At 35.1% G+C, this 12272-nt stretch carries 14 protein-coding genes; 5 read left to right on the forward strand and 9 right to left on the reverse strand.

Annotated elements, in window-relative coordinates:
- Both BANA01_RS28115 and hxlR read right to left on the reverse strand, forming a co-directional pair.
- Nucleotides 1–1083: dipeptidase (locus BANA01_RS28115; RefSeq protein WP_063255597.1), on the reverse strand; the 1083-nt coding region annotated here is incomplete at its 3' end.
- 187 nt (nucleotides 1084–1270) lie between these two features.
- A complete protein-coding gene (gene hxlR / locus BANA01_RS28120; protein WP_034674506.1) occupies nucleotides 1271–1636 on the reverse strand; it encodes a transcriptional activator HxlR in 366 nt (121 codons plus the stop codon).
- 205 nt (nucleotides 1637–1841) lie between these two features.
- On the opposite strand from hxlR, the gene hxlA reads away from it, so the two are divergent.
- Both hxlA and hxlB read left to right on the forward strand, forming a co-directional pair.
- Nucleotides 1842–2474 (forward strand): 3-hexulose-6-phosphate synthase, encoded by a 633-nt coding sequence (gene hxlA, locus BANA01_RS28125; RefSeq protein WP_034674504.1) that lies wholly within the window; start codon nucleotides 1842–1844, stop codon nucleotides 2472–2474.
- Between the two features lie 7 nt (nucleotides 2475–2481).
- A complete protein-coding gene (hxlB, locus tag BANA01_RS28130; protein ID WP_034674502.1) occupies nucleotides 2482–3039 on the forward strand; it encodes a 6-phospho-3-hexuloisomerase in 558 nt (185 codons plus the stop codon).
- 455 nt (nucleotides 3040–3494) lie between these two features.
- Here the strand turns inward: hxlB and BANA01_RS28135 are convergent, their stop codons facing one another.
- From BANA01_RS28135 to rpmG, 3 genes are all read right to left on the reverse strand, one after another.
- The gene (locus BANA01_RS28135; RefSeq protein WP_034674500.1) at nucleotides 3495–3791 is read right to left on the reverse strand and encodes an AbrB/MazE/SpoVT family DNA-binding domain-containing protein; all 297 of its coding nucleotides are present in this window, start codon (nucleotides 3789–3791) and stop codon (nucleotides 3495–3497) included.
- A gap of 137 nt (nucleotides 3792–3928) precedes the next feature.
- On the reverse strand, nucleotides 3929–5131 hold the full coding sequence (locus BANA01_RS28140; RefSeq protein ID WP_034674499.1) for a GTP-binding protein: 1203 nt from the start codon (nucleotides 5129–5131) through the stop codon (nucleotides 3929–3931).
- A 103-nt stretch (nucleotides 5132–5234) separates the two neighbouring features.
- Nucleotides 5235–5384: a 50S ribosomal protein L33 gene (rpmG, locus tag BANA01_RS28145; protein WP_034674496.1), complete on the reverse strand. Its 150-nt coding sequence runs from the start codon at nucleotides 5382–5384 to the stop codon at nucleotides 5235–5237.
- A gap of 233 nt (nucleotides 5385–5617) precedes the next feature.
- Here rpmG and BANA01_RS28150 point away from each other — a divergent pair, with 233 nt between their 5' ends.
- From BANA01_RS28150 to BANA01_RS28160, 3 genes are all read left to right on the forward strand, one after another.
- Complete coding sequence (locus BANA01_RS28150; protein WP_034674512.1) at nucleotides 5618–6625, forward strand: metal ABC transporter substrate-binding protein; 1008 nt, start codon at nucleotides 5618–5620, stop codon at nucleotides 6623–6625.
- 135 nt (nucleotides 6626–6760) lie between these two features.
- On the forward strand, nucleotides 6761–7759 hold the full coding sequence (locus BANA01_RS28155; protein WP_034674509.1) for a permease: 999 nt from the start codon (nucleotides 6761–6763) through the stop codon (nucleotides 7757–7759).
- Nucleotides 7760–7771: 12 nt separating this feature from the next.
- Complete coding sequence (locus tag BANA01_RS28160; RefSeq protein ID WP_063255598.1) at nucleotides 7772–8698, forward strand: TIGR03943 family putative permease subunit; 927 nt, start codon at nucleotides 7772–7774, stop codon at nucleotides 8696–8698.
- A gap of 35 nt (nucleotides 8699–8733) precedes the next feature.
- Here the strand turns inward: BANA01_RS28160 and BANA01_RS28165 are convergent, their stop codons facing one another.
- From BANA01_RS28165 to BANA01_RS28180, 4 genes are all read right to left on the reverse strand, one after another.
- Nucleotides 8734–9576 carry a TIGR03943 family putative permease subunit gene (locus BANA01_RS28165; protein WP_034674519.1) on the reverse strand — a complete coding sequence of 281 codons (843 nt, stop codon included), beginning with the start codon at nucleotides 9574–9576 and terminating at the stop codon, nucleotides 8734–8736.
- Between the two features lie 18 nt (nucleotides 9577–9594).
- Complete coding sequence (locus BANA01_RS28170; protein WP_034674517.1) at nucleotides 9595–10464, reverse strand: permease; 870 nt, start codon at nucleotides 10462–10464, stop codon at nucleotides 9595–9597.
- Between the two features lie 278 nt (nucleotides 10465–10742).
- Entirely contained in the window at nucleotides 10743–11351 is a 609-nt protein-coding gene (locus BANA01_RS28175; RefSeq protein WP_034674515.1) for a transglutaminase-like domain-containing protein, read from the reverse strand.
- Between the two features lie 279 nt (nucleotides 11352–11630).
- A complete protein-coding gene (locus BANA01_RS28180; protein WP_082799700.1) occupies nucleotides 11631–12074 on the reverse strand; it encodes an ArsI/CadI family heavy metal resistance metalloenzyme in 444 nt (147 codons plus the stop codon).
- Between the last annotated feature and the right edge of the window lie 198 nt (nucleotides 12075–12272).

The raw sequence follows: 12272 nt of genomic DNA on the forward strand, positions 1-12272 counted from the left end.
AAGTGTTACTTTTATCGTACATCCTTTTGGTGCATGTTCTTCTAAATGCTTTTTGATCAAGCCTTGGATTTTTTCCGGATTTTGATTATTGACTAGACGGCAGGTGATTTTGGCATGCGCCTCGTTCGGAATGACGGTTTTTGTACCTTCCCCTTGAAATCCACCCCATAAGCCGTTTAATTCTAATGTTGGCCGCGAACTGATTTTCTCTGGATATGGGTAATTATTTTCCCCACCCGTTAATTCTGTTAAACCTAATTGTTTTTTTAGCTTTTCTTCATCAAAGCCTAGTGCTTTAATTTGTTCCTTCTCAAAGTCTGTCAAATCTAAAACATCATCATAAAACCCTTCAATATTTACCTTTCCATTTTCATCATGAAGAGTAGAAAGCAGCTTCACTAATAAATGGTTAGCGTTCTGAACTCCTCCGCCGAACATGCCTGAATGCAAATCCGTATTTGCCGTTTTAAGGGAAAACTCGAGAGCTGCCAGACCTCTTAAAGAATAGGTAATTGCAGGAACGCCTCTATCCCACATATCCGAATCGGAAATGATCACCACATCACAGGCTAGTTTTTCTTTATTGTCAGCTAAAAACTGTGGAAGATGAGGACTTCCGATTTCTTCCTCCCCTTCGATGCAAAATTTTAGGTTAACCGGTAATTTATTTTCTAGTTTCAGTAGTGCTTCGACAGCTTTAATATGTAAGAATGTCTGACCTTTGTCATCTGTTGCCCCTCTGGCATAGATTTTTTCATCGCGGATGTCTGGTTCAAACGGAGGTGTTTCCCATAAGTGAAGCGGATCCACAGGCTGTACATCATAATGACCGTATACTAATACAGTTGGCGCATTTTCCTGATGAAGCCAGTCTGCATAAACAATTGGATGACCTTTTGTTTGGACAATTTCAACATGTTCCATTCCAATCTCTTCTAACTTATGGGCAATCCAGGAAGCTGCTTTTTGAATGTCCTGTTTATGCTCAGATAAGGAACTTATGCTTGGAATGCGAAGCAATTCTTTTAACTCTTCAACATTATGCTCATGCTGCTTGGATACAAATTCGGATAATTGACTCATGTTCTCACCTATTCTCTTTTAGTTTCAATTCTATTTTACACAAAAAGTAGGAAAATAATAGAAAATCCGCTCTAAAAAACCGTTCAAGGCTTTTAATTTAGATTTGCTGTTGTTCTTACGCTTATATACACACCACGGTTAAAAATGGCTAACCGTGGTAAGTTATTATTGTTTAATGCATGAAAATCTACTTAACACCAGATTTATCCTCAGTTTCCTTGTCCAAGACATTCACAATGTAATCTTTGCCCCAGTCGTACATAGCCTCTAAAATCGGTAAAAGGTTTCTTCCATGCTCCGTTAATGAATATTCAACTTTCGGTGGAACTACAGGGTACACTTCACGATGGACAATTAAGTGATCTTCAAGTTCACGTAATTGATTCACAAGCATTCTTTGGGTAATGCCAGGCATAAGAGATTTTAATTCACCAAATCGTTTGGTTCCTTCTTTGCCTAGGTGCCATAAAATTAACATTTTCCATTTACCACCAATTACAGAAAGTGTTAATTCTTTTTCACAGTTAAACGTTTTTTCTCCTAAATTTGGCATGTACAAAATCACCTCCCCATTATTTTACCCTATAGTATACTTTTTAGCACTATATGCGGTAAAAGTGCGTACTTTTAATTTCATAACATACTAAGTATACTAAACAACGTGCTAATGAGTAAGTTGTTTCAACAGGAAACATTGGCTCATGTATGACAGCCACTTAGCACAACAAATGAAAATATTCTATAAGGAGCGAATATAAATGAAATTACAATTAGCATTAGATCTTGTCGATATTCCAGGAGCAATTGAATTAGTGAAAGAGGTAGAAGAGTTTATTGATGTTGTTGAAATTGGTACACCTGTGGTGATCAATGAAGGTCTTAAAGCAGTGAAAGAAGTAAAAGCTGCATTTCCTAACTTAACCGTATTAGCTGACTTGAAAATTATGGATGCAGCTGGATATGAAGTAAGTCAAGCCGCAGCAGCAGGTGCTGACATCATTACGATTCTTGGAACTGCAGAAGACGAGTCCATTAAAGGCGCGGTTGAAGAAGCTAAAAAACAAGGTAAACAAATCCTTGCTGATATGATCGCTGTCAAGGATATTGCAACACGAGCAAAAGAACTAGATGAACTTGGTGTTGATTATATTTGTGTTCACACAGGTTACGATCTTCAAGCTGTTGGAAAAAATTCTTTCGAAGACCTTGCAACTATCAAGAGCGTTGTTAAAAATGCGCAAACGGCCATTGCAGGCGGAATCAAATTAGAAACACTTCCTGAAGTAATTAAACAACACCCAGATCTAATTATCGTGGGTGGCGGGATTACAAATAAAGAAGATAAAAACGCAATAGCACGCGAAATGCAAGAATTAATTAAACAAGGGTAATTCAACAATGGAGACTACACAATATTTAGCCAAAGTCGTTCAAGAATTAAGTCAAACGGTCCACTTAATTTCTGATTCAGAGGCAGAGAAATTAGTAAACCAGATTTTAGAATCCAAGAAAATCTTTGTGGCGGGTGCGGGCCGATCTGGATTGATGGGTAAATCTTTTGTAATGCGTATGATGCATATGGGGATTGATGCCTATGTAGTTGGTGAAACAGTAACCGCTAATTTAGAAAAGGACGATCTATTAATCATTGGTTCTGGGTCAGGAGAAACTAAAACATTGGTTGCCATTGCTGAAAAAGCTAAAAGCTTAGGAGGCACAGTCGCAGCTATTACCATTTCACCTGAATCAACCATTGGAAAATTAGCTGATATTATTGTTACATTACCGGGAGTAACGAAAGATCAATCTGAAGGTGATTACAAGACCATTCAACCAATGGGTTCATTATTTGAGCAAACGATGTTGTTATTTTATGATGCCTTAATCTTGCGTTTTATGGAGAAAAAAGGCTTAGATTCTACTAAAATGTATGGAAAACATGCCAATCTCGAATAGAGTACACATGAATTTAGGAAAAATAGTAAATACCATATTCAGAATTTGCTTAATTACTGCATGCCACAAAATACACACTTTAGTACATCACCAAATAACAAGATAAAACCATTAATTATAGTAACGGGTTCAGTTACCTATCACAAAATTTAATTTGTAAAGCAATAGACCATCAATTTGTAATATAAAATGATGGTCTATTTTTTTGGTAAACAGGCATTTATACTAATAGATTTTGTTTTTCTGTTACAGAATTTGTATACCATTTTGCAGACTAGCAGACACTTCTGTAAGGGTGCAAATTACGGGACACTTTAACCCGCAATTTTGCTAACAGAAAAAAATTGGGGAAATGAAAAATCGCTTAACAGGAGCGTTAGCGATTTTTATTTATGATTGAGTCCTTCTTAAACTACAGCATCCTATAGTTTAAGTATAATTCTTCACAATCTCATTCAACCTGTTAAATCAGGAATAAGGTATACCCGTTTTTCCTTTTCATCGATAGTAATAATAAAAACTGCCTCTGTGTCGATATTATTTAATTTTCTAATTTCTGCCGGTATATGGATTGTTCCTTTTTGATTATAAGTACACTTATTTTCTTTTTCAAAGCCTTCTTTACTTGTTAATACAATTTTTTTACCATCTATAAATATATTGATAATGTCACCTACTGTAATATTTAATATTTTTGTAAGAGTTTTAGGAATGTACAATTGTCCATTTTTTCTTAATTTTACTTTATTCAATTTAATCCCTCCCTAAATATGATTAGATTAAAATACAAAAGGTAGATGTATACATTTATTTTTCCATAATAAAATTCAAGGGTGGGCTCCAAAATAAAATGAATGAGCCTACATTAAATATAGTAGGCTCGTTCATTTTATTTAACTGCTGTAGTAATATTCCATACGAAGGGATCTTTCATTTTATTCCAATTTTGTGTCATCTCTTCTTCTGTCAATAAACAGCGATCTAAAGAAGTTTTCACAACTTCTTTATCCATGTAAATTCCGATCACAACGATTTCTTTTTTCCGATCTCCAAACTTTTCATCCCAATCTTCTTTTAATGTCGGGTCTTCTTCAAAATATTGGGCTTGTTGCTCTTGGGACAAGGAGGCAATCCAATACGCTACCGGGTCTAATTGCACCGATGGACCTGCTTGCGAAAACAATAAAGCTACGTCATTCCTGGTTGCGCACCATACGATTCCTTTTGCCCTCACAATTTCTTCTGGCATTTCTTCCACCCAGCGGTTGAATCTTTCAGAATGAAATGGGACCAAACTTCTATAAACGAAGGAACTGATTCCATACTCTTCCGTTTCCGGAGTATGCGTAGGCGCTTCCAGTTCTTTAACCCAACCGGCAGATTCGCTAGCGGTTTCAAAATTAAACAAACCTGTATTTAAAATCTCTGGCGGGCGAACCTTCCCCTTAATTGAACGATGAAATTTCGCTGTAGGCTGTAACTTTCTTAAAAAAACCTCCAGCTGAATTAATTGTTCCTCTTCAAGCAAATCGCATTTATTAAGGATCAAGACATCACAAAACTCTATTTGATCTATTAATAAGTCCGCAACCGTTCTTTCATCCTCTTCCCCTACTGCCTGGTTTCTTTCCAGAAGGAGATCTCCTGAGGCAAAGTCATGCCAAAATCTGTTTGCATCAACAACTGTAACCATTGTATCGAGTTTACAATGTTTTGTAAGATCAATCCCCAACTCTTCATCTATGTAAGAAAAAGTTTGTGCAACAGGTACTGGTTCACTTATACCTGTTGATTCAATCACAATATAATCTATATTTCCAATCTCGACAAGTCGTTTCACTTCTTTTAAAAGGTCTTCTCTTAATGTACAGCAAATACACCCATTTGATAGTTCCACAAGCTTTTCTTCCGTTCTGTTTAACCCTCCTCCCTGTTTTACCAATTCTGCATCCACATTAATTTCACTCATGTCATTGACAATAACGGCAACTCTTAATCCATCTCGGTTCTGAAGAATATGGTTTAGTAAAGTAGTCTTCCCTGCTCCTAAATAGCCACTTAAAACAGTTACCGGAATTCTTGTGTCTTTCATGATCATTCTCCCTTCTGTTTTTCAAATAATAATCATTACGATTTATACTTTATACATATGTTAATTAACTTGAAATCAATCAGGTATTAAAGGACATATTTTCTTACTTTGTTTCTCTGTGTATCGTATAGCGTTTCAACCGAGGAGAATACTTCTTTAGTTCGAGTCTTTCAGGATCATTCCGCTTGTTCTTTGTTGTAATATAATTTCTGTCTCCAGTTTCTGTACATTGCAAAGTAATTTTTACACGCATCTTACATTCCTCCTTAATTTTTCGTTTTCAAATCAAAATGATTACGATTTGCACTTTATCGTAATTTTATTTTAATGTCAAGCGGTAGAACTATAACTTCTTGATTAAAAAAATAAATCGAAATGATTCCTAAATTCATTTACAAACACATAGATTTATTTTAGAATGTAAAACGTAACAATTTCGTTTTATAACATTCTATAAAAAATTTTATATATTAAAGGAGTAATTCTATGAAAATTTCTACACTTATGTCTACCTCTGTTCTAGCTTTAGGCCTTTTGTTAACAGGTTGTGGCCCCAAAGAAGTTGTAAAAACCGGAGAAAATAAAGAAAAAATCTCTTTAACAGTCTATACCACCATTTATCCGCTTGAAGATTTCACTAAAAAAATTGGCGGAAGTTACGTCGAAGTAAAAAGTATTTATCCTCCAAATGTAGATGCCCATTCCTTTGAGCCTTCTACTAAAGACATGGTTGCACTAGCCAATTCAGATTTATTTATCTATACAGGAGTTGGAATTGAAGGGTTTGCTGAAAAAGCAACAGAAGCTTTGGAAAAGGAGGATGTACAAGTCTTAAAAGCCGCAGATGGAATCGAACTCATTGAATCCACTGATGATCATCATCATGATGATGAAGAAGGACATTCTGATGAAAATGAAGGTGAACACACAGGATCGGAAAACCATGGAGGTGAAGAACATAATCATAGTGACGTAGATCCCCACGTATGGTTAGATCCTGTACTTTCTATCACTCTAGCAAATAACATTAAAAACTCTTTAAGTAAATTAATGCCAGAGCACGCAGCAGAGTTTGAAACCAATTTTAAACAGCTAAAAAGCGAGCTCGAAAAACTGGATCAGGAATTTAAAACGACTATTGAGAGTTCAAAAACGAAGAATTTATTAGTTTCTCATGATGCTTATGGATATTGGGAAAAGAGATATGGCATTGAAGCGATTTCCATATCAGGTTTATCACCCACACAAGAACCAACTCAGAAAGAACTGCAAGCAATCATTGAAGAGTCTACAGAACATAACATTCATTATGTGATTTTCGAGCAGAATGTTTCAACAAAGGTAGCAAAAATCATCCAAGAAGAATTAGGAGCAAAGTCTCTTAGTCTCCATAATCTAGAGGCAATAACAGAAGAAAACATTAAACAAAAAGATGATTACTTCAGCATCATGCGAAAGAATTTAGAAACGATAAAGAAAGTTTTAAATGACTAACAACATACTGACTAATCAATCCCGGCCATTTTTGCGGCTGGGCCTCCCTTTACATAGATCGATCAAGGTATATTTATAAAAATTTTTCATACTCTATTAAATGTACAAATTATTTAATAGAAACGGGAGGTATTTATGTATCGCATTGTTCGCAATAATATCATTGAACTTACGGGTATTATGATCATTGTTTTAGCACTTTTATTGCTTTCATTTAGTACTAGCTTTAAACTTTCATTCGATTTACCTCCGTCTCTATTAAATCTAAACACGATATTTCTAAGTATTTTAATAGAGGCACTGCCATTTGTTCTAATAGGAGTCCTCATCGCGGGTGTGATTCAAATATTTGTCACAGAAGAACATATTCAACGCTGGATTCCCAAAAATAAGGTTTTAGCTATAATCATGAGTTGTATAATTGGTGCCCTCTTTCCTGCATGTGAATGTGGTATAGTTCCTATCGTCCGTCGTCTTGTTGGGAAAGGAGTACCCATCCACGCTGCCATCGGTTTTATGCTGACAGGTCCGCTTATTAATCCCATTGTGATTGCCTCTACTTATATGGCATTTGGGAACGATTTTAAGATTGCGGGATTAAGAATGGGGTTAGGTTTTTTTGTCGCTTTAATGGTTGCATTGGTTGTTAGCATTATTTTTAAAGGAACTCAATTAAAAACTCCTATTCATACAAGATCTTCACATACACTCTCTAAAAAAGAATCTCTTTCAACAAGATTTTGGTCCATGTTAACCCATTCCATTGATGAGTTTTTTGATATGGGCAAGTACCTCGTTATTGGAGCTTTTTTAGCTGCATTTGTCCAAACCTATTTACCTGCAAAAACTCTCTTGGAAGCTGGCAGCGGACCGATATCATCACTATCGCTCATGATGGGATTAGCTTACGTTTTATCACTTTGTTCTGAAGCAGATGCATTTATTGGTGCGTCCTTCAGCAATATTTTTCCAACTTCAGCCATCCTAGGATTCTTAATCTTTGGTCCAATGATGGATTTAAAAAATACCCTTATGATGTTGAGCGTATTTCGAGTGAAGTTTGTTTTCGGTGTGCTAGCTTTAATCATTTCGATTATCTTTATGACGATCATGCTTGCGCAAAGCTTTATTTAAGGGGGAAAAGTTGTGAGATTCCATTTTCAACAGGCTGTCAGAGCGTTTATTTTACTAGCTTTTTCAGTCCTGCTTTTTAAGCTTCATTTTACTGGTGAAATGACGAAGTTTATTAATCCCAAATATGAGGGTTTAAGTCAGTCTGCTTCTGTATTATTTCTAATTTTGTTTATTATCCAAACGACAAGAGTATGGACCGTTAAAGAAAACAGTCAGCATCACCATTGTCATCACGATGCACACGACCATAACTGTAGTCACGACCATGGAGATTCCCCTTTTAGTACAAAAAAATTAATCGCTTATCTTGTTATTGTTTTTCCTTTGATCACGGGGTTCCTGCTCCCTTCAAAAGTTCTCGACGCATCTATTGCTGATAAAAAAGGTGGGCTGGCCGTACTATCAAATCAGAGATCAGAGAAAAAAGAGGAGGAGGCTGTACCTAACAATAATCAACAGGAAGATCCTGTTATTAATGAGGATCTTGTAGACCTTTCGCGTATAGAAGACAACGTTTATACAAACGAAGAATACGAACAATTAATACAGCAATTAGAACAAAGTTCCACTATTGAGATGAACGATCATGTTTTTTCTACCTATTATGAAGAAATGCATATGGACCTCGATAAATTTAAAGGTAGAGAAATCCATTTAAAAGGATTTGTTTATAAAGAAGATGGGCTTGAAAAAAACCAGCTTGTACTAGCAAGATTTTTGATAACACATTGTGTAGCAGATGCTGGCATTGTTGGATTTATATCAGAGTTACCAGGAGCATCGTCCATAGAAGTAAATACCTGGATTGAAGCGAAAGGCGTTTTGGATACCACGAATTATAATGGCACCAAATTTCCAATCATAAAAATTACCAACTGGAAAGTAATTGATGAACCTAAAGAACCATACCTCTATCCAATCAGCGTGAAAGTCCTGTAGAAAAAATAGCCTTAGTTCTTATTGAACCAAGGCTATTAATACTGACGATATACATAAGGATCGTCTGGTGTAGGAATGGTCTCCCATGATGTCACTTTTAAATAAGGAATTGTTTTCTTAAAGGGCTGATAGTAGATAGTTTCGAGTTTTCCACTTACTGTAAGCCACTCATCATTATTGGGGCTAACATCCTCCGGAAGTTCTACTAACATTCCAAACACGCCTGAATCAGCAACACAGTGAATAATTCCAAAACGGAAAAGAAATTTTTGGTTGGCAGCTAATTCATCTGTGCTATAGGAAAATCCTGTTATTTTTACTTCTTTGCCAACAAATTGTCCTGGATAATTATAGATGGATTCTAAATCGGTTAAATAGTTGCTTTCATTAAGTTCAAGCATATCTATTTTCAGTAGTTTCTTTAACGATTTAGCCATTAAGTCATCGTAGTCATTTTGTCCATAATAAACACTTGTATCAGGTTGTAAAAATTGATGCTGGCTACTTGAATCGCTGTCTGCATAAACAGGAAAATAAAAGCCCTTTTTCTCAACAATATTCGAATCAAGCGTTGCAACAGGCAGAAATAGGCCAGTCAAAATCGGAATAACAAATACTCCATAGGTTATTGCTTTTTTCCACCAAGTATTTTCTTCATTTGAATGCCCACAATCATCTCCACATTGATCATGATCGTGATCGTGTTGATCTTCTTTCAGATAAAAATAAATACTAAGGAATGTGAAAATGGCTAGTATATAAATGGCAGAGTGAGATAAATAAGAATATTTCATATTGATATACTTAGAGATATCTCCTGATGCATGCAAATGCATAAATAAATACGTTAATCCAATTAATATGAGTGTTCTTAACATATCAGCACCACCACCTCCCTACTTAATAAATAATGTTATTATGGCAACCAAGACAGTTATATAGCCCATTAAATACAGAACAAATTTCGCTTTGAATGTTCCTAAGAGCATTAACGTATTTTTAATATCCAGCATTGGTCCAAAAACAAGAAAGGCAACAAGGGAACCTGTTGAGAATGTACTTCTAAAGGATGCTGCTACAAAGGCATCCGCCTCTGAACATAACGAAAGAACATATGCGAGACCCATCATAACCAGGTTAGAAGATAACGGACCTTGTCCAATGTCCAGCAAGGTAGATGTTTTTACCGTGGTTTGAATGACTGCCGCAACAAACGCACCAAGGATTAAGAATTTCCCGACTGAAAACAGCTCATCAATTGAATGCTTTAGCATACCAATAAATTTTGCTTTAAATGATTTCCGGTGAACATGGTCAGCTACATCATTCTTTAACTGAGAATCCTTGAATTGTATGGAAAGTAACCCACCCACAATGAGAGCAACCAGTAAGGCGATCCCTCCACGATACAAAACCATATCCCAATTGTTCCCAAATGCAATATAAGTGGAAAACAACACAATAGGATTTATCACTGGACCAGTAAGCATAAAAGGGATTGCTGCATAAAGCGGAACACCTTTTGCCATTAATCGTCGCGTAATTGGAACAATTCCACACTCACAAGCAGGAAAAATAGCGCCTATGAAAGCAGCAGAAAACACGGCAAGTATTTTGTTTTTCGGAATGATCCGAGCCATCATTTCTTCCGTTACAAAAATCTGAATAATCCCTGATATTAATACCCCTAACAAGATAAAAGGCAATGCCTCAATTAAAATACTTATAAAGATCGTATTCATTTGCAAGAATAATTCGCGCTTCATATTTAACGACCTCTCTATTTTAGTCTTTTTCAAGGATAAATTATAAAAATATGAAAATCACATTAAAAAGCACCTATAAAATTCTATAGGTGTTATCAAATAAATTCAACAAAATGTCAATGTATTAATTGGAATTTATTTGAAATACTATATCCCTTCCCCCTTACAATTACCACTAAGTATATCCCTTTCCTTTACCATCTTTCCCCTTAATTCAATAAAAGATGGCCACTGTACTGGCAGCCGCATCTTAAAAGAACGACCCCGATGCAAGACAACTACAAACTCTCAGGCAAGTGATATTTATACATTTCTATTGCATTCGTATTTTCTTTTAGAACAGCCACAATTTTGGGATGAGGCTTAGCATAAATAACTGGATAATCCTTTTCATCAAGTCCTTTATTAATGGGAAAAGCTAATTTTTCTTCATCAATTGAAAATTGGGCATCAATTCCCTCTTTATTTCCACGAGCATCAACCCTAATCCATTTATTAAGTGATTTAAGGAATATGGCATTTAAAGCGTGAATACAATACCCTTTTTCTGGAGTGTCAAATAACATCAATCTTTGATAACAAAACCCTGTTGGTATTCCCTGTGAACGCAATAAAGCCGCTAATAGGTGTGATTTTGCATAGCAAATTCCCTCTTTAAAGTCTAATACGTCCGAAGCTCTACAAGTAACTCGGTTCGATTTTATATCCCAAGAATGAGATATTTCATCACGAACAAATTCAAAAGCTATCCTTGCTTTTTCAATTTCCGTTCGAGATGGATTAAAAAGATCATCTGCTTTCTTTCTAATAATTGGATTAGAATAATTAACTTCGGTTAATTCGAGTAAATAGTCATCTAGTTTTTCCGATTCATAAAACAGAATCATCAATCCTTCTCCCCCTCAACACGATATATATAAATATTAATATCTGTGAATTATTATACATTTTTTTATAAAGTAGATTAAAGAGTTTAGTAGCTAACCTACCCTTTTTGTGAAAATTAATCTTCAATGGAAACTTTTTCAATTCCAAACCGGTCTAATTAATTAAAATTATTAATTGAAAAATTTAGGTGTTTGGATGCGAAAAATAATGAAAAAAATTAGAAAAAGCTGCCTAAATGGCAGCTAAATGCTAAAACTTTGTACAGCTGATTTAATAAACTAACCTTTTTCAACTTGTAGTATTTTTTTATGATTTTGTTGTCTCCACTGCACAGCATGATACTCCTGAACAATATCTTCTAAATCTCCTTTTGTAAAGAAGAATTCCCATTCGTTTCCGTCAGGATCGGTTACCCAAAATTTATCTTGGGTTGCATAGCAGCAATTAACGTCCATTTCTTCACGAGCAAAGAAACCTAATTTCTCTAAACGCTCTTTGTGCTTGAATACTTCATCCCGATTTTCCACTTGAAATCCAAAATGCCCTACCTGATTTCCAGATACTTTATCCTTTAAGTTTAATGTAAAATTTAACGCTGGGTCATTCAGTAGAAATTTGGCATAGTCTGACTTTACCTTCTCAGGCTCAGTATTAAACACTTGAGAATAAAACTTAATCGACTTTTCTAAATCCGTTACATTAACACCAACATGCACCTTCATAAAAATACATCTCCTTTAAGTTTTAGTAGAGGGAAAAATCAAATATTTTTGATTTATAGCTCATAAATCAACTTTTTTTGATTTATAGTTACAGTATATTAGCAAATATTTCTAATTACAACCTATTTATCAAAAAAAATTGATTAAAGGATTTTAGAACAAAAAAAGGACTAGTCTTGAATAAATGAATTGTCAGCC

The organism is Neobacillus niacini NBRC 15566, from assembly GCF_001591505.1.
Taxonomy (GTDB): domain Bacteria; phylum Bacillota; class Bacilli; order Bacillales; family Cytobacillaceae; genus Neobacillus; species Neobacillus niacini.